This window comes from Kitasatospora sp. NPDC057500 (assembly GCF_042802195.1).
In the GTDB taxonomy this organism is placed as follows: Bacteria; Actinomycetota; Actinomycetes; order Streptomycetales; family Streptomycetaceae; genus Kitasatospora.
The window spans coordinates 1-26,725 of the sequence record NZ_JBHVER010000104.1 but is presented as its reverse complement, the minus strand read 5'-3'; the positions used below and the strand labels follow the sequence as shown (position 1 = coordinate 26,725).

Sequence of the window (26,725 nt, the reverse complement as noted above, 5' to 3'; positions counted from 1 at the left end):
ACGGGGGACCGGGTTTCGTGGGATGCGGAGGGGAATCTGGCGTTCGCGGGGCGTGTGGATGATCAGGTGAAGATTCGCGGGTTCCGGGTGGAGCTCGGTGAGATCGAGGCCGTTCTGGCGGGGCACACGCAGGTCTCCCAGGTGGCGGTGGTGGTGCGGGAGGACGTGCCGGGGGACCGGCGTCTGGTGGCGTACCTGGTCGCGGACGGCGGGACCGATGTCGATGTGGACGGGTTGCGTGCGGTGGCGGGGCAGCGGTTGCCGGGGTACATGGTGCCGTCGGCGTTCGTGGTGCTGGAGGCGTTGCCGTTGACGGTGAACGGGAAGCTGGACCGCAAGGCGCTGCCCGCTCCCAGCTACGAGGCCGGTGCGGGCCGGGCTCCGGCGGATGCGCGTGAGGAGTTGGTCTGCCGGGCGTTCGCCGAGGTCCTGGGCCTGCCGGTGGTCGGTGTGGACGACGACTTCTTCGCCCTCGGCGGCCACTCCCTGCTGGTCGTGTCGCTCGCCGAGTGGCTGCGGTCGCGTGGTCTCGCGGTGCCGGTCCGGGCGCTGTTCCAGAACCCGACCCCGGCCTCCCTGGCACGTGTCGCCGGTACCGGACAGGTGGTCGTCCCGGCCAACCCGATCCCGGCCGGTGGCGTGAGCGAGCTGACGCCGGAGCTGCTGCCGCTGGTCGAGCTGACCGAGGCGGAGATCGCCCGCGTCGTGGCGGCGGTGCCGGGCGGCGCGGCGAACGTGGCGGACGTGTACCCGCTGGCGCCGTTGCAGGAGGGCATGTTCTTCCACCACCTGATGGCGGACCGCGAGGGCACGGACGTCTATGTCACGCCCACGCTGCTTGAGTTCGAGTCGCGCGAGCGCCTGGACGCCTTCCTGGACGCGCTGCGCTGGGTGGTCGGCCGCCATGACGTCTACCGGACCGCCATCGTCTGGGACGGCCTGCGCGAGCCCGTTCAGGTCGTGCTCCGCGAGGTGGAGCTGCCCGTCGAGGAGGTGCGCCTGGCCTCGGCCGACGGTGACGTCCTCGACCAGTTCCTCGCCGCCGGCGGTTCGTGGATGGACCTCGACCGGGCACCGCTGATGAACCTGCGGATCGCACCCGAGCCGGGCGGGAACGGCTGGCTGGCGCTGCTGCGCGTCCACCACCTGATCCAGGACCACACCGCCCTGGAGGTGCTGGTCGACGAGGTGGAGGCCTACCTGGCGGACCGGACGGCGGAGCTGCCCGAGCCGCTGCCGTTCCGCGAGTTCGTCGCGCAGGCCCGCCTCGGCGTCTCCCGCGAGGAGCACGAGCGCTACTTCGCCGGCCTGCTCGGCGACGTCGAGGAGACCACGGCGCCGTACGGGATGCTCGACGTCCACAGCGACGGCACCCAGGTCGCCAAGCAGCGCGTGGTCGTGGCCGAGGAGCTGTCCGAGCGCGTCCGGAAGGTCGCGCGGACGGTCGGGGTGAGTCCGGCGACGGTGTTCCACCTGGTGTGGGCGCGGGTCCTCGGCACGCTCTCCGGCCGCGACGACGTGGTCTTCGGCACCATCCTGTTCGGCCGGATGGACGCCGGCGCCGGTGCGGACCGGGTGCCGGGCCTGTTCATCAACACCCTGCCGGTCCGGGCCCGCCTGGCCGACGGGACGGTGGGCGAGGCGCTGGAGTCCATGCGCGGCCAGCTCGCCGAGCTGATGGTGCACGAGCACGCCCCGCTCGCGGCGGCGCAGGCGGCCAGCGGACTGCCGGGCGGCAGCCCGCTGTTCACCTCGATCTTCAACTACCGGTACGGCCGCTCCGAACCGCGCAGCACCAGCCCGGCGCTGCGGGGCATCCAGGTGCGTTCCTTCCGCGACCTGACCAACTACCCGCTGGTGGCGTCGGTCGACGTCGAGGGGACGGGCTTCGCGATCACGGTGGACGCGGTCGCGCCCGTCGACCCGGCCCAGGTGACCACCCTCGTGCACACCTGCCTGGACGCGGTGGTCACCGCGATGGAGCAGGACTCCGGTACCCGCCTGTCGGCGGTGGAGGTCTTGGACCCGGCGGAGCGTGCGCTGGTGGTGGGTGAGTGGAACGACACCGCTGCCTCGGTGCCGGAGTTGTCGGTGTCGGAGGTGTTCGCGGCGCAGGTCGCTCGCACGCCGGAGGCCGTGGCGCTGGTCAGTGGTGAACTGTCGCTCTCGTACCGCGAGTTGGACGAACGGGTTGACCGTCTGGCGTCGGTGCTGGTGGAGTGCGGTGTCGGTGTGGAGTCGCCGGTGGCCGTGGTGATGGAGCGTTCGGCGGAGCTGGTGGTCGTACTGCTGGCGGTGCTGCGGGCCGGTGGTGCGTTCGTGCCGGTGGATGTGGCGTGGCCGTCGGCGCGGGTCGAGGCTGTGCTCGCGGACGCCCGTCCCGTGTGCGTGGTGACGACGCGGGATCTGGCGTCGGACGTTCCGGCGGGTCTGCCGGTGGTGCTCGCGGACGCGGTGCCGGCCATGGAGAGCAGGGTTCCGTCGGTCGTGGGGCTGCTGGACCGGGCGGCGTACGTGATGTACACCTCCGGTTCGACCGGCATCCCGAAGGGTGTCGTGACGACGCAGCGGGATCTCGTCGCGCTGGCGCTGGACGGGTGCTGGGGTGCGTCGGCGGAGATGCGGGTGCTGTTCCACGCCCCGCACGCCTTCGACGCGTCGTCGTACGAGCTGTGGGTGCCGCTGCTGTCCGGCGGGACGGTCGTGGTGGCTGAGCCGGTGGCGGTCGACGCCTCGGTTCTGGCTGGTCTTGTCTCCCGGCACGGGCTGACGCACGTCCATGTGACGGCGGGTCTGCTGCGGGTGCTGGCTGATCAGGACCCGGGGTGCTTCAAGGGTGTCCGCGAGGTGCTGACCGGTGGTGACGTCGTCCCGGCGGCGTCCGTGCGGCGCCTGCTGGAGCACAACTCCGGCCTGGTGGTCCGGCATCTGTACGGCCCGACCGAGGTGACGCTGTGCGCGACCCAGTACGAGGTTCGCGACGCCGTCGGTGAGGTGCTGCCGATCGGCCGCCCGTTGGACAACACCCGCGCCTACGTCCTCGACGACACGCTCGCCCCGGTCCCGGTCGGTGTGACCGGCGAACTGTACGTCGCCGGTATCGGGTTGGCGCGTGGCTACGCCCACCAGCCGGTCCTGACGGCTGAGCGCTTCATCGCTGACCCGTTCGGTTCCGGCGAGCGGCTGTACCGCACGGGTGACCGCGTCCGGTGGACGGCCGACGGGCAACTCGTCTTCGCGGGCCGGGCGGACGCGCAGGTGAAGATCCGTGGTTTCCGCGTGGAGCCGGGCGAGGTGGAGGCGGTCGTCGCCGGGCACCCGCAGGTGGCCCAGGCCGCCGTGGTGGTCCGGGAGGACACCCCGGGCGACAAGCGCCTGGTCGCCTACCTCGTCCCTGTCGACGGCCTGGACCTGGACGCCGTGCGCGCCCACGTCTCCGACCGCCTGCCCGCCTACATGGTCCCCTCGGCGTTCATGTCCCTGGAGACCCTCCCGCTGACCGTCAACGGCAAGCTGGACCGCAAGGCCCTGCCCGCCCCGGAGTACGTCTCCGGCGCCGGCCGCGCCCCGGGCACCGTGCAGGAGGAACTGCTCTGCCAGGTCTTCGCCGAGGTGCTGGGCCTGCCGCTGGTCGGCGTGGACGACGACTTCTTCGCGCTCGGCGGCCACTCGCTGCTGGCCACGCGCCTGGTGAGCCGGGTGCGGTCGGTGCTCGGGGTGGAGGCTTCCATCCGGGCGCTGTTCGACGCCCCGACCCCGGCCGGCCTGGCCGCATTGCTGGTCCGCGCCGAACCCGGTCGGGCGAAGCTGACCAAGGGCGTTCGTCCGGAGCAGGTCCCGCTGTCCTTCGCGCAGCAGCGCCTCTGGTTCCTGGGCCAGTTGGAGGGGCCGAGCGCCTCGTACAACATCCCGGTGGCCCTGCGGCTCTCGGGCGAGCTCGACCGGGAGGCGCTGGACGCCGCGCTGCGGGACGTGGTCGGTCGCCACGAGGTGCTGCGCACCGTCTTCCCGATGTCCGACGGCCGCCCGTTCCAGCGGGTGCTGTCCCTGGACGAGTCCGGCTTCGGCCTGACGGTCTCCGAGGTGGCGCCCGAGCAGTTGGAGGCCGAGGTCGCCCGCGCGGCAGGCCATGCCTTCGACTTCGCCGCCGAGGTGCCGATTCGTGCCTGGCTGTTCGCGGTGTCGCCGCAGGAGCACGTCCTCGTCCTGGTGGTGCACCACATCGCCACCGACGGTTGGTCGATGGGCCCGTTGGCCCGGGACCTTTCCCTCGCCTACGCGGCCCGGTGCGAGGGCCGTGCGCCGGAGTGGACCGCGCTGCCGGTGCAGTACGCGGACTACGCGCTGTGGCAGCGCGAGCTGCTGGGCTCGGAGGACGACCCCGAGAGCCTGATCGCGCGCCAGGTGGAGTACTGGCGGGCGAGCCTGGAGGGGGCGCCGGAGGAGCTGGCGCTGCCGCTCGACCACGCACGTCCGGCGGTCGCCTCGCACCGCGGCCACGTCGTCCCGCTGCGGCTGCCGGCCGACCTGCACGGCGACCTGCTGCGCGTGGCCAAGGCGCAGGGCGTCACCCTCTACATGGCTGTTCAGACCGCCCTGACGGTCGCGCTGGCCAAGCTGGGCGCGGGTACGGACATCCCGGTCGGCCTGGCGGTCGCGGGCCGCACCGACCAGGCGTTGGACGAGCTCGTCGGCTTCTTCGTGAACACGCTGGTGCTGCGCACCGACCTGTCCGGGAACCCGACGCTGGCCGACCTGCTCGGCCGCGTCCGGGAGACCAGCCTGGAGGCCTTCGCCCACCAGGACGTCCCGTTCGACCGGCTGGTGGAGGAGCTCTCCCCGGCCCGTTCGCTGGCCCGGCACCCGCTGTTCCAGGTCATGCTCACCGTGCAGAACACGGCGGCGGCGCCCGGCAGCGGTTCGTCGCCCGCCGAACTGCGCGGTCTGCGGACCGAGCTGATGCCGCTCGGCGTCGGCGCGGCCAACTTCGACCTGGACATGAGCCTCGGCGAGGCCTTCGATCCGGACGGCGCCCCGGCCGGCCTGCGTGGCTCGCTGACCGTGGCGGTGGACCTGTTCGACCCGGCGACGGCCGAGCGGATCGCGCGGAGCCTGCAGTCCGCCCTGCGGACCCTGGCCGACGCGCCCGGTACCCGCCTGTCTGCGGTGGAGGTGCTGGACGCGGCGGAGCGTGCGCTGGTGGTGGGTGAGTGGAACGACACCGCTGTCGCGGTGCCGGAGCTGTCGGTGTCGGAGGTGTTCGCGGCGCGGGTGGCGGAGTCGCCGGATGCGGTGGCGCTGGTCAGTGGTGAACTGTCGCTCTCGTACGGTGAGTTGGACGAGCGTGCGAACCGTTTGGCGTCGGTGCTGGTGGAGCGCGGTGTCGGTGTGGAGTCGCCGGTTGCCGTGGTGATGGAGCGCTCGGCGGAGCTGGTGGTCGTGCTGCTGGCGGTGCTGAAGGCGGGCGGTGCGTTCGTGCCGGTGGACGTGGCGTGGCCGTCGGCGCGGGTGGCAGCGGTCCTGGCGGACGCTGCTCCGGTGTGCGTCGTCACGACGCGGGACCGGGTGTCGGAGCTTCCGGCCGGTGTCCCGGTGGTGCTCGCGGACGCGGTGCCGGCTGGTCACGGCAAGGTTCCGTCGGTCGTGGGGCTGCTGGACCGGGCGGCGTACGTGATGTACACCTCCGGCTCGACCGGCATCCCGAAGGGTGTCGTGACGACGCAGCGGGATCTCGTCGCGCTGGCGCTGGACGCGTGCTGGGGTGCGTCGGCGGACATGCGGGTGCTGTTCCACGCCCCGCACGCGTTCGACGCGTCGTCGTACGAGCTGTGGGTGCCGCTGCTGTCCGGCGGGACGGTCGTGGTGGCCGAGCCGGTGGCGATCGACGCCGCCGTGCTGCGGGAGTCGGTCGCCGGACACGGGCTGACCCACGTGCACGTGACGGCGGGTCTGCTGCGGGTGCTGGCGGACCAGGACCCGGGGTGCTTCAAGGGTGTCCGCGAGGTGCTGACCGGCGGTGACGTCGTTCCGGCGGCGTCCGTGCGGCGCCTGCTGGAGCACAACTCCGGCCTGGTGGTCCGGCATCTGTACGGCCCGACCGAGGTGACGCTGTGCGCGACCCAGTACGAGGTTCGCGACGCCGTCGGTGAGGTGCTGCCGATCGGCCGCCCGTTGGACAACACCCGCGCCTATGTCCTGGACGACACGCTCGCCCCGGTCCCGGTCGGTGTGACCGGCGAACTGTACGTCGCCGGTATCGGATTGGCGCGCGGCTACGCCAACCAGGCCGTCCTGACGGCCGAGCGCTTCATCGCCGACCCGTTCGGTTCCGGCGAGCGCCTGTACCGCACCGGCGACCGCGTCCGGTGGACGGCCGGCGGGCAGCTCGTTTTCGCGGGTCGCGCCGATGCCCAGGTGAAGATCCGTGGTTTCCGCGTGGAGCCGGGCGAAGTGGAGGCGGTCGTCGCCGGGCACCCGCAGGTGGCCCAGGCGGCCGTGGTGGTCCGCGAGGACGCCCCGGGCGACAAGCGCCTCGTGGCCTACGTCGTCCCCGGTGACGGCCTGGACCTGGACGCCGTGCGCGCCCACGTCTCCGACCGCCTGCCCGCCTACATGGTCCCGTCCGCGTTCCTCCTCCTGGAGGCGCTGCCGCTGACCGTCAACGGCAAGCTCGACCGCAAGGCCCTGCCCGCCCCGGAGTACGTCTCCGGCGCCGGCCGGGCTCCGGCGGACGTGCGCGAGGAGCTGATCTGCCAGGCCTTCGCCGAGGTCCTCGGACTCCCGGCGGTCGGTGTGGACGACGACTTCTTCGCCCTCGGCGGCCACTCCCTGCTCGCCGTCTCCCTGGTCGAGCGCCTCCGTGCCCGCAACGTCGGCATCTCGGTGCGTGCGCTGTTCGCCACCCCGACCCCCGCCGGCCTGGCGGCGGTCGCGGGAACGGCGCAGGTCGTCGTGCCCCCGAACGCCATCCCGGAGGGTGCCACCGCGCTGACCCCGGCGATGCTGCCGCTGGTCGACCTCACCGAGGACGAACTCGCCACCGTCGTGGCCGCCGTCCCGGGTGGTGCGGCGAACATCGCCGACGTCTACCCGCTCGCCCCGCTCCAGGAAGGCCTGTTCTTCCACCACCTGATGGCCGACCGGGACAGCGGCGACTTCTACGTGCTGCCGACCGTCCTGGACTTCGACGACCGGGCCCGGCTGGACGAATTCCTGGGCGCGCTGCGCTGGGTGGTGGCCCGGCACGACGTCTACCGCACGGCGATCCTCTGGGAGGGCTTGCGCGAGCCGGTTCAGGTCGTCCTCCATGAGGCCGAACTGCCGATCACCGAGGTCGAGTTGGACGGCTCGGAGGGCCACCTCCCGGACCGGCTGCTGGCCGCGGCCGGCGGCTGGCTGGAGCTGGACCGGGCGCCGCTGCTGAGCGCCCATGTCGCGGCCGAGCCGGGCACGGACCGGTGGCTGGCGCTGCTGCGCATCCACCACCTCGTCCAGGACCACACCGCCCTGGAGATCCTGATGGACGAGCTGCGGGCGTTCCTCTCCGGCCGCGCCGGCGAACTGCCCGACCCGCTCCCGTTCCGTGCGTTCGTCGCCCAGGCCCGTCTCGGCGTGCCGCGCGAGGAGCACGAGCGCCACTTCGCGCAGCTGCTCGGCGACGTCGACGAGACCACCGCCCCGTACGGGCTGATGGACGTGCACGGCGACGGCACGGCGGGGGCGCGGGCGCACCTGCCGGTGGACGACGCGCTCTCGGCGCGGGTCACCGAGGCGGCGCGCGCCCAGGGAGTCAGCCCCGCCACGCTGTTCCACCTGGTGTGGGCGCGGGTGCTGGGGGCGCTGTCCGGCCGCGACGACGTCGTCTTCGGCACGATCCTGTTCGGCCGGATGAACGCCGGTACGGGCGCGGACCGGGTCCTCGGCCCGTTCATCAACACGCTGCCGGTCCGGGTCCGCCTGGACGACGGCACCGTGGGCGAGGCGCTGGCCGGGCTGCGCGAGCAGCTGGCCGACCTGATGGTGCACGAGCACGCCCCGCTCACCCTGGCCCAGGCGGCCAGCGGGGTGCCCGGTGGCAGCCCGCTGTTCACCTCGCTCTTCAACTACCGGCACAACCAGGCGTCCCCCGCCCCGTCCCCGACCCCGTCCCCGTCCTCCGAGGACGGCCCGGCGGCACCGGCGGCGGCCATGACGGGAGTCAGGACGGTCTTCCGCCGCGAGCACACCAACTTCCCGCTGGACATCGCCGTCGACTCGGACGGCGTGCGGTTCGGGATCTCCGTCGACGCGGTGGCGCCGGCCGACCCGGAGCGGGTCTGCCGGATGGTGCGGGCCTGCCTGGAGGGGCTGGTCGAGGCTCTGGAGCTGGCCCCGCAGACCCCGCTGGGCGCGGTCGAGGTGCTGGACGCGGCCGAGCGCGCCCTGGTGGTGCGCGAGAGCGCCGTCGCCGTGGTGCCGGAGCTCTCGGTGCCCGAGCTGTTCGCGGCCCAGGCGGCCCGGACGCCCGACGCGGTGGCCGTGGTGTGCGACGGGACCGAGCTCTCGTACGCGGAGCTGGACGCGTGGTCGGACCGCCTGGCCGGTTGGTTGGGGGAGAGCGGCGTCGGCGCCGAGTCGGTCGTCGGGCTCTGCCTGCCGCGCGGCGCGGAGATGGTCGCCGCCGTGCTGGGCGTCTGGAAGGCCGGCGCGGCCTACGTCCCGCTCGACCCGGAGTACCCGGTGGAGCGGCTGGAGTTCGTGCTGGCCGACAGCGGTGCGCGCCTGGTGCTGGGCCACCGCGAGCTGGTGGCCGGTCTGAGCGCCGAGCGGGTGGTCCACCTGGACGACCCGGCGGTGGCGGCCGCGATCGAGGCCGCGCCGCGCCCGGCGCCGGCCCCGGTGCTGCCGGAGCAGCTGGCCTACGTCATCTACACCTCGGGCTCCACCGGCCGCCCCAAGGGCGTCGCCCTCACCCACGACGGCCTGACCAGCCTGATCGCGGCGATGACCCCGGTGGCGGCCACCGGCCCCGGCCGGCGGGTGATGCAGTTCACGGCCTTCAGCTTCGACGCCTCGGTGCTGGACATGGCGGTCACGCTGACCTCGGGCGCCGCCCTGGTGGTGGCCACCTCGGAGCAGCGCACCGACCCCGCCCGGCTGATGCGGATGATGCGCGAGCAGGAGGTGACCACGACCATCGTCGTCCCGACGCTGCTGTCCGCGCTGGATCCGGCGGAGCTGACCGGGCTGTCCGACCTGCTGGTCGGTGCCGAGCCGATCAGCGCCCGGCAGGTCGAGGAGTGGGCTCCCGGCCGCCGGCTGGTGAACACCTACGGCCCGACCGAGGCCACCGTCATGGTGACCACCGGCCCGATCGGTCCCGACGGCGGGGACATCCCGATGGGCGCGCCCAACCCCGGCACCCGCGCCTTCGTCCTGGACGACGCGCTGCGCCCGGTCCCGGTGGGCGTGGCCGGCGAGCTGTACCTCGCGGGGGCGCAGCTGGCCCGCGGCTACGTGGGCCGTCCGGACCTGACGGCGGAGCGCTTCGTCGCCGACCCGTTCGGCTCCGGCGGGCGGATGTACCGCACCGGCGACCGGGCCCGCTGGACCGCCGACGGGCAGCTCGTCTTCGCCGGACGCGCGGACGCCCAGGTGAAGATCCGCGGCTTCCGCGTGGAGCCCGGCGAGGTGGAGACGGTGATCGCCGGCCACCCGCAGGTCGCCCAGGCCGCCGTGGTGGTCCGCGAGGACACCCCCGGCGACAAGCGCCTGGTGGCCTACCTGGTCCCCGGCGACGGCGGCACGACCGTCGGCGAGGTCCGCGCCCACGCCGCCGAGCGGCTCCCGGCGTACATGGTCCCGTCCGCGTTCATGCTGCTGGACGTGCTGCCGCTGACCGTGAACGGCAAGCTCGACCGGCGGGCGCTGCCGGCGCCGGAGTACGCCACCGGCACGGACCGTGCGGCCCGGGGGTCGGTGGGCGTGCTGGAGGAGCTGATGTGCGAGGCCTTCGCCGAGGTGCTCGGCCTGGCCACGGTCGGTGTGCACGACGACTTCTTCGCCCTGGGCGGCCACTCGCTGCTGGTGGTCGCGCTGGTGGAGAAGCTGCGTTCGCGCGGTGTCTCGGTCGCGGTCCGGGACGTGATGGGCAGCCCGACGGTGTCCGGTCTGATGAACACCCTCAGCCTGTCGTCGGTCCAGGACTCGCTGGGTACGCTGTTCCCGATCCGGACCGGCGGTGAGCGTCCGCCGATCTTCTGCGTGCACCCCGGCGGCGGCCTGAGCTGGTGCTATCTGCCGCTGGCCCGGCACCTGCCCGAGGAGTACCCGCTGTACGGCCTCCAGGCCCGCGGCCTGGACGGCGTGACGCCGCTGGCGTCCTCGGTCCGGGAGATGGCGGCGGACTACATCACGCAGATGCGCGCGGTGCAGCCCACCGGTCCGTACCACCTGCTGGGCTTCTCCTTCGGCGGCGTGCCGGCGCACGAGATCGCCGTCCAGCTCCAGGAGGAGGGCGAGGAGGTCGGGTCGCTGATCCTGCTGGACGCCTACCCGCCGGAGCCGGGCCCCGAGGAGGAGCTCGACGAGGCGGAGGCCGAGGCGGCGGCGCAGGCCGGGCCGGGGCTCTGGGCGGAGATCATCAAGGCCGAGTTCGGGCACGTGCTCAGCGGGTTCTCGGACGAGGAGATCGCGATCCTCACCAGGCTGTTCCAGAACAACCTGGACATCCGGGACGAGCACGCGCTCGGCCGGTTCGAGGGTGACGCGCTGCTGGTCGTCGCGACCGAGGGCAAGCCCGAGGGCGTCTCCAACTCCGCGCGCTGGGAGGGCTACGTGTCCGGGGAGGTCGCCGAGGCGCCCGTCCCGTCCGCGCACTCCGCGCTGGTCGCACCGGACACCCTGCGCCTGGTCGCGGAGGCCGTGGTGGCCTGGCTGAACGCCCGGGGCCACTGACCGCCGCCCGGCCGCGGCCGGGCGCGGGAGATCCCGGCGGCCCTTCCCGTACCCCCCTCGGGAAGGGCCGCCGGTGTTCCGCCGGGCACGCTTGCCGGGCCGCCGCGGAATTCCCTACCGTGAATGACCGTCACATTTCCCGCTGTCCGTCCTTCCGGACGGCTCCACAGAATCCCGAGGGGATTTCACCTTGCTGATCGACGACCTCACCGAAACGGTCCCCGCCCGGGCGTCACGGAATGTCCGGACCATGGTTCCGAAGCGCCTGCTGATGTGCCCGCCGAGCCATTTCGACGTCAACTACTCGATCAATCCGTGGATGGCCCCGGAGAAGCCCACCAGCCGGGACCTGGCGGTCGCCCAGTGGAAGCAGCTGCGCGACCTGTACGTCGGTCTCGGCCACACCGTCGAGGTCATCGCGCCCGAACAGGGCCTGCCCGACATGGTGTTCGCGGCCAACGGCGCGACCGTGGTGGACGGACGGGTGCTGGGCGCGCGGTTCCGGCACCGGGAGCGCACCGCCGAGGGGCCGGCCTATCTGCGCTGGTTCGAGGAGAACGGTTTCGATTCCGTCCACTGGCCCGAGTACATCAACGAGGGCGAGGGGGACTACCTGCTCGCCGGGCGGACGATCCTGGCGGGTACGGGATTCCGGACCGACCGCCGTTCGCACGCCGAGGCGCAGGACTTCTTCGGCCTCCCGGTGGTCTCGCTGACCCTGGTCAACCCCCGGCACTACCACCTCGACACCGCGCTCAGCGTGCTTTCGGACGACGAGATCATGTATTACCCGGAGGCGTTCTCGGATTCCAGCCGGAGGGTCCTGGAGGCGCTGTTCCCCGACGCGGTCCGGGCGAGCGCCGAGGACGCGGCGGTGTTCGGGCTGAACGCGTTCTCCGACGGGCGGCACGTGCTGCTGCCGCAGTCGGCGGTGGGGCTGACGGCCCAGTTGCGGGAGCGCGGCTTCGAGCCGATCGGCGTGGACCTGACGGAGCTGCTGAAGGCCGGCGGAAGCGTCAAGTGCTGCACCCTGGAGCTCCGCACCGCCTGACCGCCCGCCGCCCGGCCCCCGGACCGCCCGGCCGCCCGACCGCCCACCGGACTCCGCAGTCTCGTTCGACTGCGCCGCCGCTGCAGTTGAACGCCGGTCGCACGGACGGTAGTTGATCGGCTCCGGTGCCCGCGATACCTTCGATGGGCGCCAGGCCGCAGCACCTCTTCCCACGGCCCCCGGAGCCGCCGGTCACCCACAGGGGCCGGCCCCCCGTCCGGACCGCCGCCTCACCAGGCCCGGGTTCTCCACTGCCCCGCCCGTGACACTCGGCAGGGCACCGGGCGGACGACGCGCGCATCCGCCGTCCTCCCGCCACTCACGGCTCCTTCACGGATACCTTCCACACCTTCTGGAGAGTCATGGCTATGACCGACGTCGACGTCCACCCCACCGACGGCGCCCGCCCGCTGCCGGCGCCCGGAGACGTCGTGCCCGGAGCGGTGAAGGACGTGGTCGGCAGCGACGACCCGAGGGCCGTCATCTGGGAGGTGATCCGCGGCCAGTGGCGGTTCTCCGCGCTGTACGCGTTCGTCGACCTCGACCTGGCGCGCCGGCTGAGCGAGCGGCCGATGGGCGTGGCCGAGCTCGCCGGCCTCTGCGCGGTGGACGAGGGCGCGCTGGCCCGGCTGCTGCGCACCAACGCGACCCTCGGCGTGGTGCGCTCGGTCCCGGACGGCGAGGGCGGCACGCGGTACGCGCTGACCGACGCGGGCCGGACGCTGGACGCGGGCGACGAGCGCTCGATGCGCTCGGTGGTGATACCCCAGGGCGCCCCCGACTTCATCGACGCGATGGGCTCGCTCGCGGACGCCGTGCGGACCGGGAAGTCCCCGTTCGGGGCGAAGTTCGGCTCCTTCTACGCCTACCTCGAAAGCCACCCCGAGGCCCGGGAGCACTTCGACGCCCACATGGTGACGCGCTCGCGGGCGATCGCCGCGGCGGTCGTCGAGCGCTACGACTTCGCCGGGATCGGGAGCCTCGCCGACATCGGCGGCGGGTCGGGCACCATCCTGGCCACGGTGCTCCGGGCCAACCCGGGGCTGCGCGGGGTGCTCTTCGAGCTGGCGTCGGTCCTGGACGGCGCGCGCGGGTTCCTGGCCGGCGAGCAGGTCGTCGACCGGTGCGAGCTGGTGGCCGGGGACTTCTTCGAGGCGGTCCCGCCGGCCGGCGCCTACCTGCTGTCCAACATCGTCCACAACTGGGCCGACGACACCGCCGTCACCATCCTGCGCAACGTCCGCTCGGCGGTGCCGGACGACGGCCGGGTGCTGCTGCTGGACATGCTGCTGCCCGACGACGACCGCCCGCACCTCGGCAAGGAGCTGGACATGCGGATGCTGGCCCTGCACCAGGGCGGCCGGGAGCGCACCGAGGCGGAGTACTTCGGCCTGCTGCGCCGGGCCGGCCTGACCGTGCGCCGGGTGGTGGAGCTGCCGTTCGCGCTCAGCCTGATCGAGGCGGTCCCGGCGTGACGGCGACCGGGACCACGGAGCGGTAGGGGGGACGGCGATGCGATCCGCACTGGTCGTGGGCACCGGCCTGATCGGGACCTCGGTGGCCCTGGCGCTGGTGACCCGGGGCGTGCAGGTGTACCTGTCGGACGTCGACCGGACGGCCGAGCTGACGGCGGCCTCGCTGGGCGCGGGGCTGGCCGAGGAGCCGGCCGGGCCGGTGGACCTGGCCGTGGTGGCGGTGCCGCCCGGGGCGGTCGGCGGGGTGCTCGCCGGCCTCCAGGCCAGGGGAGCGGCGCGGCACTACACCGATGTGGCCAGCGCCAAGTCCGGGCCGGAGCGGGACGCCGTCGCACTGGGCTGCGACCCGGTGCGCTACGTCGGCGGCCACCCGCTGGCCGGCGGGGAGCGGCCCGGCGCGCTGGGCGCCCGGGCGGACCTCTTCGAGCGCCGCAGCTGGGTGCTGACCCCGAGGCCGGAGGCCGGCACCGAGACCCTCAACACGGTGCTGGAGCTGGTCGCGCTGTGCCGCGCCGTCCCGGTGGTGATGGAGGCGGCCGCGCACGACCGGGTGCTGGCGCTGCTGTCGCACGCGCCGTACGTGGTGGCCAGGCTGCTGGCCGAGCGGGTGCGGCGGGCGGGCCGCGACACCGCGGAGCTGTCCGGCCCGGGGACGGGCGACCTCACCTGGACGGCGGCGGCCGACCCGGAGCTGTGGGGCGAGGTGCTGCGGGCCAACGCGGCGGAGGTCGCCGACGCGGTCGACGAGCTGGCGGCGGACCTGCGGGAGGCGGCGGCCGGCCTGCGCGGCCTGGCGGCGCCGGGTGAGCCGGGTCGGCCGGATGCGCCGGGGATGTCGGGGCGCGAGGACGGCGGGATGATGCGCGGGCTGCTGGGGGAGTGGAACGGGGACGGCACCGGCGTCTTCGGCGGGCGCGGCGGTCCGCCGGTGCGGAGCCGGACGCTCGCCGTGCCGATCGGCGACCGGCCCGGCGAACTCGCGCGGCTGTTCGCGGACGTCGCGGGCGCCGGGGCGAACGTCACCGACGTCCGCCTGGAGCACCCGGAGGCGGGGCGGACGGCCCTGGTCCACCTCGCGGTGGCCGAGGCGCAGGCCGGTGCCCTGGAACGCGCGCTCGCGGCGCGCGAGTGGCCGGTGGGGTAGCCGGGTGCCGCAGGTGCGGGCAACCGGCCACCCCGGTGGTGGCCCGGGGTCAGGAGGCGTCCCGCGCGCCGCCGCGTGCGTGCCCGTCCAGTTCCTGGGCCAGGCCGAGCCAGGAGTCGGCGACCATCCGGGCCATCCTGCTGATGAGCGCCGCGGAGTGCGGAGGGACGGCCGTCATCAGGCTGTACCAGTCCTCGGAGGTGATCGAGTTCTGCTGGAGCAGCCGCAGCAGCCGGCGCCCCTCCTCCTTGTGGCGCAGCGAGGGGTCCCGCAGCAGTCGCTTCATGATCGCCGTCGCGTCGACCGGCAGCAGGTCTGGCTTGCGCTCCGGGGTCGCGGCCGCCGGCTGTGCGGGGGCCTCCGCGCCGCGGGCCGGCTTCTCGGCCGCCAGCCGCACGGGGACCGGGGCCTGGCCCTCCCTGATCCGCCGGCGCACGTCGCTCGCGGTGGCGGGGGAGATCCCGGCGATCCGGGCGACCTCCCGGATGGAGGCGTCCGGCCGGTCCTCCAGGACCTTGGCCGCCTTGTACCGGCGGTCGGCGGCGTCGAGCGGACGGACCTTGCCGTCCATGCCGACCCGGGAGGTCATCGGGGGCAGGCTGTCCGAGGCGGCCCGCCGGATGGTGGCCACCGCCTTGGCGCCCAGCCCGGAGGCCCGGGCGATCACCCGGTCGGACATGTTCGGCTGCGAGGCGATGATCCGTGCGGCCGCCGCGCGCCGGTCGGCCTGGGAGAGGGGGAGGCCGTGGGTGACGTTGGTGATGACGGAACAGAGGAAGGCCTCCTCGGGGGTCCCGTCGAAGAACTCGACCTCGATGGTGGTGCGGCCCTGGGCCAGCGCCGCCACCAGGCGGTGCATTCCGTCGATCACCCGGAGGGTGCGCCGGTCCACCAGGATCGGCGGCAGCGGCGTCTCCACGCTCGCGAGCTGTGCGATGTGCTCCTCGTCCATCCCGCCCAGGCGCGGGGAGTCGGCCGGGCGGAGCGAGGCGATCGCGAGTGTGGTGATCTGGTGTTCGCCTCTGGTGGAGGTCAGCGGTTGGTGAGGGACGGGTGACTGGGCGGTGCGGTGAGCGGCGTCCTCCTCGTGGGCGCGGTCGAGCAGTTCGGTGAGCGAATGGATCACAGCGACATACCCCCGTATGTGAGCCTTCAGGAACCTGATTCCGGACGTCCCCCCCGCGGAGGTTCCGTCAGCCGTCTGGTCCCGTGGACGTGATTCATCGCGCTTCCCCCTTCGAGCCGGAGAGCGGGCATTCTCCGACCCACCGGTGTTCATGGACATGACGACACTAGCCCCACGGACCCCCCACCCGGAGACCCGGGCCAGGTCGTCACGTTTCGGCTTCTGAGTAATCGTCACAAAGAGGCCATGCGCATGTCGAGCCGGGAACGGCGACTGCGAACTTCTCATGAGCCGCCCGTGTTCAACCGCTGCGCGGCGGCGGTTGAACACCTACCCGCGCCCCGCAGGCCGTCACCGTAGGTCGTGTGGGGAATTCCCGGGGAATTCAGGTGAGGAATGTGTGGGCGCCGGTCGCGACGAGGACGCACCCGACGGCGGCGAGGAGCAGCCCGGTCGCGCGCTGGGCCCCGGGACGCGGCGGGGCGGGCGCCAGCCGGCGGAGCGCGGCGGGCAGTCGGGCGCGCTCTGCCAGGTGGCGGGCGTGACGGCGGGTCACCATGCCGCGGTGGTCGGCGGCCCAGAGCAGCCCGAACACCACGGCCGCCAGGCCGAGCACGACGAGGGCCGGACCCGCGAGGGGACTCCGGGAGGCCGTCGTGCCCGCGGCCGCCGCGACGGTCGAGCGGGCCGCGCTCGTCATGGTTCCCCCCGGTCCGGCTTTACCGTTTCAGATGGTTCGGCCAGATTCCATCGGCCAATGCAAAGACGTATTCAACTGATGCACCGTCAAGTCTGACGTTCCGGGCGGCGGTCATCAATGCGCACTCCCAACCGCTCGGGGAATTGCGGGCGTTCTGCCGGAGGGCGCCGCGTTATTCCGGTCCGCCGACCGGACCGGGCGGCCCGCGGACCCCGCCCGGGTGCGGAGCGGGAACGGCATGCCCTCGGTCACGCAGGGTGACCAAGCGCCCCCGTCCGGCCCTGCCGGACTGCGCGAGTGGGGCGGTCGGCGGGAGGGTTGGGGGTGGAGTGCCGAGGCGAGGAGGAGGCATGACGGAGCAGCGTGAGGAGACCGGCCGCATCGTGGTCGGGGTGGACGGGTCGGAGCCGTCGAAGCAGGCGCTCCGGTGGGCGGCGCGGCAGGCGGAGCTCACCGGCGCAGTGGTGGAGGCGGTGATCGCCTGGGAGTACCCGACGTTCCACGGCGCGCGCGGCTGGTTCCCCCCGGCCAGCACCGACGAGGCGGAACTGGCGGGCAAGGCCCGCCGGGAGGCCGCCAGGGCCGTCGAGGAGGCCCTCGGGCCGCGGCCTCCGGTGGAGGTGCGGATCGAGGCGCGCTACGGTTCCCCGGCCGGCGCGCTGATCGAGGCGTCCCGGGACGCCGCGCTGCTCGTGGTCGGCAGCCGGGGGCTGGGCGGCTTCTCCGGGATGCTGCTGGGCTCGGTGGCCCAGCACTGCACCCGGCACGCCGCCTGCCCGGTCCTGGTGTTCCGCGGCTGAAGGCGCGGGCGGTCAGCCGAACAGGACGGTGGACGCCGCCGGGACCGGCAGCGAGCCCGCGCGGCGGGGCAGGCCGCTCGCGCCGTCCACGTCGAACCAGGTGACGTCCCCCGAGCGCTCGTTGGCGGCGTAGAGCCGGCTGCCCGACGGGTCGAGCACCAGGTCGCGCGGCCACTCGCCCCCGCACGGCACCGAGGCCACCGCCCGCGCCCGCCCGCCGTCCGCGTCGAGCTCCAGCACCGCGATGGTGTCGGTGCCGCGCACCGCCACCCACAGGTGCCGGCCGTCGTGGGAGACCACCGGGGCCGACGGGAACGCCGGGCCCTCGCTGCCGTCGGGGAACAGCTCGGCCTCGCCGACCGGCTCCAGCACGCCGTCCGCCGCGTCCCAGCGGCACACGACCACGGTCGGGCGCAGCTCACCGAGCACGTACGCGTAGCGCCCCGAGGGGTGGAAGGCGAGGTGGCGCGGGCCGGTCGCGGGCGCCAGCGCCGTCTGCCCGTGCAGGGTCAGCGCACCGGTGGCCGGGTCCAGGGCGCAGATCCGCACCGCGTCGGTTCCGAGGTCGACACCGAGCACCCAGCGGCCGGACGGGTCGGGCAGCACCTGGTGGGCGTGCGGGGCGAGCTGGCGCTCGCGGTTCGGGCCGCTTCCCTCGTTGCCCAGTACGCTGCTCGGCGCCTGCGGGGCCCCGTCGGCGGCGAGCGGCAGCGCGCTGACGCTGCCGGAGCCGTAGTTGGCGGTCAGCAGGTGGCCCCGGGCGAGGGCGAGGTGGGTGGGCTCGTCGCCGCGCACCGGCACGGGCGCGCCGAGCGGGCGGGGCAGCGGGCCGGCGACGTCGTAGGCGGCGACCGCCCCCGGCAGGGTCTCCGAGACGGCGTAGAGCACCGGGCCGCCCCGCGCGCGGCCGAGGGCGAGGTAGGAGGGGTTCGCGACGGCGTCCACGGCGCCGGTCTCGGTCAGCGCCCCCGTCCCCGGGTCCACCGCCGCCACGACGATCCCGCGCCCGCCCGCCGAGGTGAACGAGCCGATGAAGGCCCGCCCCGCGCCCTTGTCCGCCACAGCACCCTCCGTCGTCCGCCGTCCGTCGCAAGCGCTCCGACGCTAGCAGGCGGCTCCGCCGGGCGGACCGGCACGGTGGCCGCCGGCCCCGGCGGCCCGCGGATTTCACCGGAACGCACCGCCGCCGCGGCGGCCGGGTCGCGCACCGGCACGGTTGCGGTGACCGTGGGAGGAGCGGCCCGGGCGGCCGGCCGATCGCCGCCGCCCGGCGGGGGAGGGGGCGGTTCCCGACCCGCACCGCCGCCGTGGCGGTGCGCCGGCAGGAAGGGCCAGAAGTGAAGGCCTTCGTGATGAAGGAGATCGGGCGGGTGGGCTTCGACGAGATGGAACGGGCCTTCGAGGTCGCGGACAAGAAGCTGGAGGACGTCGTGAAGGTGCTGATCGCCTTCTAGTCGCACCTCCCCGTCCCCCGGCGCTGCGGAAGCGAGGCGGCATGCACGACTCCGATCCACCGTTCCGGCCGGTCCGCCGGCGGCAGGGCTACCTGCCGCTGGAGGACCTCGGCCTCATCGGGGACGGCACCACCGCCGCCCTGGTCGGCCTGGACGGCTCCATCCCCTGGCTCTGCCTGCCCCGGTTCGATGCCGAACCGCTGTTCTGCGCCCTGCTCGACCGCACCCGGGGCGGGCACTTCACCCTGGCGCCGGAGGACCTCGTCGAGGCCCGGCAGCGCTACGAACCCGACACCGGCGTGCTGGTCACCGAACTGCGCTCGCGCACCGGCCTGGTGCGCGTCACCGACGCGCTGGCGCTGCGCTCGGGCGCCGACCTCACCGACGACGCCCCCGCCGGCCGCTCCGAACTCGTGCGCTCCGCCGTGGTGCTGGAGGGCCGCGTCCGGCTGAAGGCGGAACTGGAGCCGCGCGGCGGGGCGCGCACCCGGGCAGTGTTCAGCGGACTGGAACTGCGCCCGCTGCGGCGCCCGGGCCTGCGCCTGCACCTGCGCTCCAACCGCCCGCTCGACGGCCTGCACACCACCCACGACCTGCGCCGCGGCGACCGGCTCGACCTGGTGCTCTCCTGGGGCCGCTTCCACCGCCACCACCGGGTCGACACCGACGCCATGCTCACCGGCACCGCCGACGCCTGGCGCCGCTGGATGCGCCACTTCGACTACGGCGGCCCCCAGGAGCCCCTGGTCCGGCGCTCCGCCGTCACCCTCAAGCTCTGCGACGACTGGGCCAACGGCTCCCTGGTCGCCGCGCCCACCTCCTCGCTGCCCGCCCCGATCGGCGGCATCCGCAACTGGGACTACCGCTACGCCTGGATCCGCGACGCCGCGTTCGCCGTCTTCGCGCTGCGCCGCATCGGCTTCCGCGGCGAGGCCGACGCCTTCCTCGGCTGGGTGCTGGACGCCTTCGAGGACAGCGGCCGGCCCCGCATCATGTACGACCTGCGCGGCGGGCCCGTCCCGGACGAGACCGAGGACGCCGAACTGGAGGGCTACCAGCGCTCCGCCCCGGTGCGCTGGGGCAACGGCGCGGCCGACCAGCGCCAGCACGACGTCTACGGCGAGATCCTGGACTGCGCCGACCAGTGGCTGCGGTCCGGCGGCGAGATCCAGCCCGCCCTGTGGGCCGGTCTGGCCGGCCTCGCCGACGCCGCCGAGCAGGCCTGGCGGGAGCCCGACCAGGGCATCTGGGAGGTCCGCAGCGAGGGCCGGGTGTTCACCTACTCCGCCGGGCTCTGCCAGGTGGCCCTGGACCGCGCCGCCCAGATCGGCCAACGGCTCGGCCTGCCGATCAGGACCGCCCGCTGGCGCGCCTCGGCCGACCACCTGAGCCGGCTGATCCTGGAGCAGTCCTGGGACGAGGGCGCCAAGACCCTCAGCGCCCACCTGGACGGCGGCGGCGTGCTGGACGCCAGCCTGCTCGCGCTCCCGCTGCGCCACGTGGTGCCGATCGACCACCCGCGGATGGTGGCCACCGCCACCGCCGTCGCCGAGCGGCTGTCCGCCGGCGACGGCCTGCTCCACCGCTACCTGCACGAGGAGTCCCCCGACGGCCTGGCCGGCGACGAGGGCGCCTTCGTGCTGTGCAGCTTCTGGCTGGTCGACAACCTCATCGGCCAGGGCCGGACGGAGGAGGCCGAGGAGCTGTACGCCTCGCTGTGCTCCCGGGCCAGCCCGCTGGGGCTGATGTCGGAGCAGATCGACCCGTCCACAGGAGAGTTCATGGGCAACTTCCCCCAGGCCTTCAGCCACATCGGGATCACCGCCAGCGGCGTGAACCTGGCCCGCGCGAAGGCGGGGGTACGGAGATGATCGAGCGGCTCGCCGTCTTCGGCGCGACCGGCGACCTCACCGCGCGCTTCCTGCTGCCGGCGCTGGCCGCGCTGCGGGCCGGCGGACACCTCGACAGCGGGCCGGCCCTGACCGGCGCCAGCCGGGAGGAGTGGTCCACCGAGCAGTACCGGGCATGGGCCGGCGAACAGCTCGACCGCCATGGCGGGGACAGCCCGGCCGACGCCAGGGCGGCCGTCGTCGCCTCGGCCCGCTACCTGCGGGCCGACGTCACCAGCCCCGACGACGTCGCCGCGGTGGTCGCCGGGGAGGGGCCCGTCGCCGTCTACCTCGCCCTGCCCCCCGCGCTGTTCCCCGCCGCGGTCTCCGCGCTGCACCGGGCCGGCCTGCCCGAGGGCAGCCGGATCGTGCTGGAGAAGCCGTTCGGCGAGGACCTCGCCGGCGCCCGGGAGCTGAACCGGCTGCTGGCCGAGCTGGTGCCGGAGCGGGCGGTGTTCCGGGTCGACCACTTCCTCGCCATGACGACCGTCCAGAACGTCCTCGGCAGCCGGCTGGCCAACCGGATGCTGGAGCCCGTCTGGAACAGCACCCACATCGCCGAGGTCGACATCGTCTGGGACGAGACCCTCGCCCTGGAGGGCCGGGCCGGGTACTACGACCACGTCGGCGCCCTCAAGGACATGATCCAGAACCACCTGCTGCAACTGCTCTGCCTGGTGGCCATGGAACCGCCGATCACCCTCGGCGAGCGCGACCTGCGCGACCGCAAGGTGGACGTGCTGCGCTCCGTCCGGCCGCTGACCGGGAACGACGTGCTGCACCGCACCCGCCGCGCCCGCTACCTGCCGGGCCGGATCGGCGAGCGCGCCGTCCCCGCGTACGCCGACGAGGAGGGCGTCGACCCCGGGCGCGGCACCGAGACCTTCGCCGAAGTGGAGCTCGAACTGGACAGCTGGCGCTGGGCCGGGACCAGGTTCCGGCTGCGCAGCGGCAAGGCGCTCGGTGCCGACCGCAAGGAGGTGGCGGTGCACTTCCGCCCCGTCCCGCACCTGCCGTTCGGCCACGGCGGGGAGGCCCGGCCCAACGTGCTGCGCTTCGAGCTGGAGCCGGAGGGCCTCGCCCTCGACCTGACCGGCATCGGCGCCCGGGCCCATGAGCTGGCCCCGCTCGCGCTGACCGCGCGGATGGACCCCGCCGAGCTGCCCGCCTACGGCCGGCTGCTGCTGGACGTGCTGACCGGCGACCCGGCGCTGTCCATCCGCGGCGACGAGGCCGAGGAGGCGTGGCGGGTCCTCGAACCGGTGCTGTCCGCGTGGGAGCGGGACCTGGTGCCGCTGGAGGAGTACGCGGCCGGCTCGGAGGGGCCGGCCCCGCGGTTCCCGTAGGTGCGGCGCGATGGAGGAGAGCACCCCGGTGACCCCCGGCGGCGAGCGCCGCGCCCCGTGCGTCGTGGTCATCGGGGTCTCCGGCACCGGCAAGACCACGGTGGCCGGGCTGCTCGCCGAACGGCTGCGCGTCCCCTTCGCCGACGCCGACGACTTCCACCGCCCGGCCGACATCGCCCGGATGGCGGCCGGCGTGCCGCTCGACGACACCGCGCGCAGGCCCTGGCTGGAGGCGGTCGGCCGCTGGCTGCACGAGCGCGACGAGGCGGGCACCGGCTGCGTGATCGCCTGCTCCGCGCTCAGGCGCCGCTACCGCGACATCCTGCGGGCGGCCTGCCCGGGCGCGTTCTTCCTGCACCTGACGGCCGGCCACGACCTGCTGGCCGAGCGGATCGGCCGCCGCTCGGGCCACTTCATGCCGGAGTCGCTGCTCGACTCGCAGCTCGCCACCCTGGAACCGCTGGAACCGGACGAGCGGGGCGCCACCCTGTACGTCGGGCAGGCGCCGGAGGCGATCGCCGACGCGGCGGCGGAGCTGCTGCCGCCCGGCTGACCGCCGCGCCGCGTCACCCCGTCAGGCCGCCCAGCTCGGCGTCCCAGTCGATCAGGGACCCCTCGGTGCCCCGGGGGACCAGCGCGAAGCTCTCCCGCCGCAGCCAGCGCCGCAGCTGCCGGGCCGGCAGGTCGACGAGCACGGAGCCGTCCTGCCCCTGGAGCATGATCCGCAGCGAGGCGCGGCCGTGGCAGGTGCAGGGCGGCCAGATCCGGACGTCGCCGGTGCCGGCGGGCCGCTGCAGGCCCTCCCACAGCAGGTCGCGGGAGAACTGCCAGGTGCCCGCCTCGGCGGCGGCGCCGAGGAATTCGAGCGAGACGGCGAACGGGTCGTCACCGCGGTAGGAGAAGCGCACGGGGATGCCGAGGGACTGGTCCTCGCCGAGCACGATCCGCGCGTCGAGCACGACGTCGGTGCCGGCGCTCTCCCGGCCCGGTTCCGGGCAGGGCTGCGGGTTGGGCAGGGGGTGGGGCGCGGACACGGGTCCTCCTGGGTCGGGGTCGGGCCTGGCGGGGTGCCGGCCGGTGCGGGGCCTCGGGACCTGGGAGCTGCCGACGAACAGGGGGAGGCGGATCACCGCCCACGCTAGGAGGCGGCGCCGGGGGAGATGTTCCGGCGGTGCACCGCGGTATGACGATCAGCGCACCGTCCGCCCGCCGCTCCCGGAACGGGACGCGGGCGTACCGCCCGGTAATCACCGGCCTTCCGGGTGCCGTGCGGGCCCCGGGCGGGCGCCTTCACGTTTTGTTGAATGTTTGTCTATCCGGTTTTGCCCCTTGTATGAATGCGGCCGGGAGGTAACTGATCATGAAGAGGTGGATCCAGCGCGCGCGGCCGGCCGGCGAGGCGCTGCAGTCGTTGGTCGACGGCCTGGCCGAGGACCTGGGACGCTCCGTCGTCCTCGACGACCCGCTGGTGCGGATGATCTGCACCAGCCGTCACTTCGGCGACGAGGACCCGGTGCGCGTGCGCACGCTGCTCCAGGGCGTCGCGGACGACGAGGCCATCCGCTACGTGCTCTCCCAGGGCGTGGCGGGGTGGACCAGGCCGGGCCATCTGGACGGCCGCGACGACCTGGGCCTGCGACCGCGCTACTGCGTCCCGATCCGCGAACGCGGCCACGTGCTCGGCATCCTCATGGTCGTGGCGAAGCCGGGGGACCTCACCAGCGCCGACACCGCGGCCATCGACCGGACCGCCCGCGCCGTGGCCGTCGAGATGTACGCCGAGCGCCTGGCCTCCGACGTGGCCGAGGAGCACACCCGAACCCTGGTGAACCGGCTGGTCGGTCCGGACTCCACGGAGCGCTGCGAGGCACGCCGGCTGCTGCTGGACGACGGCCTGCTGCCCGCCGGCCCCCACGTGGTGGTCACCGGCGTGGCCGTCTCCGGGCTGCGCGGCCCCTCCGGCCAGGTCGAGGTGGCGCTGCGCGGAGCACTGGAGCCCTTCCGCCGGACCCGCACCGCCCGCGGCCTGTCGGCGGTCGACCAGGACCGGGCCGTCCTGGTCCAGGTCTTCGAGCGCGAGCCGACCGAGGAGGACCTGGAGGTGCAGTCCCGCGCCGTCGTCCGCTCACTGGAGACCTTCCTGGACCGGCAGGCCGCGGTGGCGGTGGGCGTCGGCGGGCGCCGGGCCGACCTCGTCGACGCCTGGATCTCCCACGACCAGGCCCGGGTCGCCGTGCGCGCGGCCCGCCGGCTGCCCCGGCTCGGCGGCATCGGGGACTGGGACCGGCTCGGCGAGCACGCCGTGCTCCTCCAACTGCCCGACGCCGCCCTCAACGACTCCCTCGTCCCCAAGCCGCTGCGCCGGCTGCTCGACGGCGGCTCCCACGCCCGCCTGGAGGAGACCCTGCGCTGCTTCCTGGAGAACGCCGGCTCGGTGCCGAGGACGGCGGAGGTCCTGGAGGTCCACCGCACCTCCCTCTACTACCGCCTGCGGCAGATCCAGGAGATCACCGGCCTGGACCTCGACGACGGCGGGCACCGGCTGGTCCTGCACATGGGCCTGCGCCTGTGGGACCTGCTCCGCGTCCCCGCCGAGCACCCGGTCTGACCTGCGGCTTCGCCGGCGACTTCTTGCTACGGAACGAGGGCGCCGGGTTGCTACAGAGCGATGAACCCCCGTCGGGCAATCCCTACGCCGGTCGGTGGTCAGCGGGGCCGGCGGGTGGCGAGAATCGTCACCACGAGCTGCCGCTCATGCCCCGGCGACCACCTCTGCGCCGAGCCCTCGCCGAGCCCTCGCCGAGCCCTCGCCGAACCCTCCTACACGAACGGACGCGAACGAGCACCATGCGTGAACCGACCAGCCACGACGGAGTACGGCCGGCGGCTCGATGTTCAACAGCGACACCGACCCGGCGCCGAACTGCACGTCTTCCCGGCGTCCGTCGCGGGCTCGCACGTCCCGTTCCTGGAGAACCCCGGCCCGTTCAACGCCGTCGTGGACACGTTCCTCTCCTGAACACAGCACTCCCCTCATCCACCGCACACCTTCCGAACACCTTCTGAACACCTTCTGAGCCAAACGAACCGGTCGGAGCCTCCCGTGATCCAGTCGGGTCCCTCACCCATGCCCGAAACCGCACACCACCAGCCCGATCAGGCCGCCGAAGGCGGCGCCGGCTGCATCGACGTCCTCGCGCCGCCCCCCGGCGCCGACCCCGGGGACTGCCTCTACGTCGCCCTGCACCTGCACGGCCGGGCCTCGCTGCGCCGCGACGGCGCCAGCACCGTCCTGGAACCCGGCGACCTGCTGATCGGCACCACCCCGCACCCGATGGGCCTGCTGTCCGACCCCGACTGCCGGATGGTCCGCTTCCGCGTCCCCTGCTTCTACCTCGGCGTGCGGCACGGCGACGTCCGCCGCACCGGCGGCCTGCTGGCCCGCGGCGACGAGGGCATCGGCTCGCTCGCCTCGCAGTTCCTGCGCACCCTCGCCGCCCGGCCCCGGACCCACGACGCCCGGCTCGGCAACCACCTCGCGCGCAGCGTCTCCGACATCGTCGCCGTCCTGGTGGCCGAACTGCTCGAACGGGAGGACCCGGACCACCCGACCGCCGCGGCCGGGATCCTCGCCCGGATCCGCGACCACATCGAGGAGAACCTCGCCGACCCGGACCTCTCGCCCGAGTCGATCGCCCGCTCGCAGCACATCTCGGTGCGCTACCTGCACAAGCTCTTCCAGCAGGACGGCACCACCGTCGGGCAGTGGGTGCGCGGGCGGCGCCTGGACGCCTGCCGCCGGGAACTGGAACGGCCCTCCCGCCGGCAGACCAGCGTCTCCGCCGTCGCCCACCGCTGGGGCTTCGTCAGCCACTCCCACTTCAGCCGCGCCTTCCGGGAGGCCTACGGCGTCTCGCCGCGCGAGTGGCAGGCCCACGCCGCGCGGGCCGACGCCCGGCAGCGGACCTCCTGACCCCCCGCTCCACCCCCACCCCGCGGCCGGCGGGGTCCGTCGGTCCCACCGCCCGGACCCCGCCGGTCCGCAGCCATGTGAAAGGCCGCCATGCCCTCCACCAGACCCACCGTCGTGCTGGTCCACGACGGCTGCTCCGACGCGACCAGCTGGGTCGGCGTCGTCGCCGAACTCCAGCGCCGCGGCCTGACCGTGCTCGCCGCCGCCAACCCGCTGCGCGGACTCGCCCACGACGCCGGCTACCTGGCCTCCGTGCTCGCCGGGATCGACGGCCCCGTGGTGCTCGTCGGCCACTCCTACGGCGGCGCCGTGATCACCGAGGCCGGGGCCGCCCCCAACGTCGTCGCGCTGGTCTACATCGCCGCCTACCTGCCCGAGGCGGGCGAGAGCTACGAGGCACTCGCGGGCCGCTTCACCCCCTCGCCGCTGATCGCCCGGCTGCGCCGAACCTCGTACGCCACGGACGGCGCCGGTGAGGCGACCGAACTGTCCGTGCCCGGGGACTGCTTCGGGCCGCTCGTCGCCGCCGACCTCGACCCGACGGTGGCGGGGGTGCTCGCCGCGCTGCAACGGCCCGTCGCCGAGCGGGTGCTGACCGACGCGCCCACCGCGGCCGCCTGGCGCACCAAGCCCTCGTGGGCCCTGGTGACCGGCGCCGACCGCGCCCTGCCGCCGCCGGTCCAGCGCTTCACGGCCGAACGCGCCGGCGCCACCGTCCTGGAACTGCCCGACGCCTCGCACGCCGTCGCCGTCTCCCGGCCGACGGCGGTCGCCGAGTTCATCCACGACGCCGCCAGGCCGGCCGGCGTGCGCTGAGGCGCCGCCCGGACAC

General features: G+C 74.3%; 16 protein-coding genes. 12 read left to right on the top strand and 4 right to left on the bottom strand.

Annotated elements, in window-relative coordinates; genetic code table 11:
• From ACFU74_RS21980 to ACFU74_RS21965, 4 genes are all read left to right on the top strand, one after another.
• On the top strand, positions 1-10,935 hold a 10,935-nt coding region (locus tag ACFU74_RS21980; protein WP_380759256.1), incomplete at its 5' end, for an amino acid adenylation domain-containing protein.
• Positions 10,936-11,131: 196 nt separating this feature from the next.
• Positions 11,132-11,986 (top strand): dimethylargininase, encoded by an 855-nt coding sequence (gene ddaH, locus ACFU74_RS21975; RefSeq protein ID WP_380759258.1) that lies wholly within the window; start codon positions 11,132-11,134, stop codon positions 11,984-11,986.
• 368 nt (positions 11,987-12,354) lie between these two features.
• Positions 12,355-13,461: a methyltransferase gene (locus tag ACFU74_RS21970; protein WP_380759254.1), complete on the top strand. Its 1,107-nt coding sequence runs from the start codon at positions 12,355-12,357 to the stop codon at positions 13,459-13,461.
• Between the two features lie 37 nt (positions 13,462-13,498).
• Complete coding sequence (locus ACFU74_RS21965) at positions 13,499-14,605, top strand: prephenate dehydrogenase (RefSeq protein WP_380759252.1); 1,107 nt, start codon at positions 13,499-13,501, stop codon at positions 14,603-14,605.
• 49 nt (positions 14,606-14,654) lie between these two features.
• Here ACFU74_RS21965 and ACFU74_RS21960 read toward each other — a convergent pair whose 3' ends face one another.
• Both ACFU74_RS21960 and ACFU74_RS21955 read right to left on the bottom strand, forming a co-directional pair.
• Positions 14,655-15,731, bottom strand: coding sequence for a transcriptional regulator (locus ACFU74_RS21960; RefSeq protein ID WP_380759250.1), 1,077 nt, complete (start codon positions 15,729-15,731; stop codon positions 14,655-14,657).
• A gap of 385 nt (positions 15,732-16,116) precedes the next feature.
• A complete protein-coding gene (locus ACFU74_RS21955; protein WP_380759248.1) occupies positions 16,117-16,431 on the bottom strand; it encodes a hypothetical protein in 315 nt (104 codons plus the stop codon).
• Positions 16,432-16,781: 350 nt separating this feature from the next.
• Between ACFU74_RS21955 and ACFU74_RS21950 the strand changes: the two genes are divergently transcribed.
• Complete coding sequence (locus ACFU74_RS21950) at positions 16,782-17,231, top strand: universal stress protein (RefSeq protein WP_380759246.1); 450 nt, start codon at positions 16,782-16,784, stop codon at positions 17,229-17,231.
• 12 nt (positions 17,232-17,243) lie between these two features.
• Here ACFU74_RS21950 and ACFU74_RS21945 read toward each other — a convergent pair whose 3' ends face one another.
• Complete coding sequence (locus ACFU74_RS21945) at positions 17,244-18,293, bottom strand: lactonase family protein (RefSeq protein ID WP_380759244.1); 1,050 nt, start codon at positions 18,291-18,293, stop codon at positions 17,244-17,246.
• Between the two features lie 433 nt (positions 18,294-18,726).
• On the opposite strand from ACFU74_RS21945, the gene ACFU74_RS21940 reads away from it, so the two are divergent.
• From ACFU74_RS21940 to ACFU74_RS21930, 3 genes are read left to right on the top strand one after another with little or no spacing between them, the layout of a single operon-like run.
• A complete protein-coding gene (locus ACFU74_RS21940) occupies positions 18,727-20,556 on the top strand; it encodes a glycoside hydrolase family 15 protein (protein ID WP_380759242.1) in 1,830 nt (609 codons plus the stop codon).
• Complete coding sequence (locus tag ACFU74_RS21935; protein WP_380759240.1) at positions 20,553-21,920, top strand: glucose-6-phosphate dehydrogenase; 1,368 nt, start codon at positions 20,553-20,555, stop codon at positions 21,918-21,920. Before ACFU74_RS21940 ends, ACFU74_RS21935 begins: the two co-directional genes overlap by 4 nt.
• Before the next feature lie 10 nt (positions 21,921-21,930).
• Entirely contained in the window at positions 21,931-22,473 is a 543-nt protein-coding gene (locus ACFU74_RS21930; RefSeq protein ID WP_380759238.1) for a gluconokinase, read from the top strand.
• A gap of 13 nt (positions 22,474-22,486) precedes the next feature.
• On the opposite strand, the gene ACFU74_RS21925 is transcribed toward ACFU74_RS21930, so the two are convergent.
• On the bottom strand, positions 22,487-22,954 hold the full coding sequence (locus ACFU74_RS21925) for an SsgA family sporulation/cell division regulator (RefSeq protein WP_380759236.1): 468 nt from the start codon (positions 22,952-22,954) through the stop codon (positions 22,487-22,489).
• Positions 22,955-23,280: 326 nt separating this feature from the next.
• Here ACFU74_RS21925 and ACFU74_RS21920 point away from each other — a divergent pair, with 326 nt between their 5' ends.
• The 4 genes from ACFU74_RS21920 (at position 23,281) to ACFU74_RS21905 (ending at position 26,709) form a co-directional block, all read left to right on the top strand.
• The gene (locus ACFU74_RS21920) at positions 23,281-24,528 is read left to right on the top strand and encodes a PucR family transcriptional regulator (RefSeq protein ID WP_380759234.1); all 1,248 of its coding nucleotides are present in this window, start codon (positions 23,281-23,283) and stop codon (positions 24,526-24,528) included.
• A 243-nt stretch (positions 24,529-24,771) separates the two neighbouring features.
• Positions 24,772-24,939: an alpha/beta fold hydrolase gene (locus tag ACFU74_RS21915; RefSeq protein ID WP_380759232.1), complete on the top strand. Its 168-nt coding sequence runs from the start codon at positions 24,772-24,774 to the stop codon at positions 24,937-24,939.
• A 108-nt stretch (positions 24,940-25,047) separates the two neighbouring features.
• A complete protein-coding gene (locus ACFU74_RS21910) occupies positions 25,048-25,893 on the top strand; it encodes a helix-turn-helix domain-containing protein (RefSeq protein WP_380759230.1) in 846 nt (281 codons plus the stop codon).
• A gap of 90 nt (positions 25,894-25,983) precedes the next feature.
• Positions 25,984-26,709, top strand: coding sequence for an alpha/beta fold hydrolase (locus tag ACFU74_RS21905; protein ID WP_380759228.1), 726 nt, complete (start codon positions 25,984-25,986; stop codon positions 26,707-26,709).
• Positions 26,710-26,725 lie beyond the last annotated feature (16 nt).

Excerpts from the sequence above, each read along its gene's own strand:
- ACFU74_RS21970 (WP_380759254.1), top strand. The coding sequence starts at position 12,355 with ATGACCGACGTCGACGTCCACCCCACCGACGGCGCCCGCCCGCTGCCG.
- ACFU74_RS21965 (WP_380759252.1), top strand. The coding sequence starts at position 13,499 with ATGCGATCCGCACTGGTCGTGGGCACCGGCCTGATCGGGACCTCGGTG.
- ACFU74_RS21955 (WP_380759248.1), bottom strand. The coding sequence starts at position 16,431 with ATGACGAGCGCGGCCCGCTCGACCGTCGCGGCGGCCGCGGGCACGACG.
- ACFU74_RS21950 (WP_380759246.1), top strand. The coding sequence starts at position 16,782 with ATGACGGAGCAGCGTGAGGAGACCGGCCGCATCGTGGTCGGGGTGGAC.
- ACFU74_RS21940 (WP_380759242.1), top strand. The coding sequence starts at position 18,727 with ATGCACGACTCCGATCCACCGTTCCGGCCGGTCCGCCGGCGGCAGGGC.
- ACFU74_RS21935 (WP_380759240.1), top strand. The coding sequence starts at position 20,553 with ATGATCGAGCGGCTCGCCGTCTTCGGCGCGACCGGCGACCTCACCGCG.
- ACFU74_RS21930 (WP_380759238.1), top strand. The coding sequence starts at position 21,931 with ATGGAGGAGAGCACCCCGGTGACCCCCGGCGGCGAGCGCCGCGCCCCG.
- ACFU74_RS21920 (WP_380759234.1), top strand. The coding sequence starts at position 23,281 with ATGAAGAGGTGGATCCAGCGCGCGCGGCCGGCCGGCGAGGCGCTGCAG.
- ACFU74_RS21910 (WP_380759230.1), top strand. The coding sequence starts at position 25,048 with ATGCCCGAAACCGCACACCACCAGCCCGATCAGGCCGCCGAAGGCGGC.
- ACFU74_RS21905 (WP_380759228.1), top strand. The coding sequence starts at position 25,984 with ATGCCCTCCACCAGACCCACCGTCGTGCTGGTCCACGACGGCTGCTCC.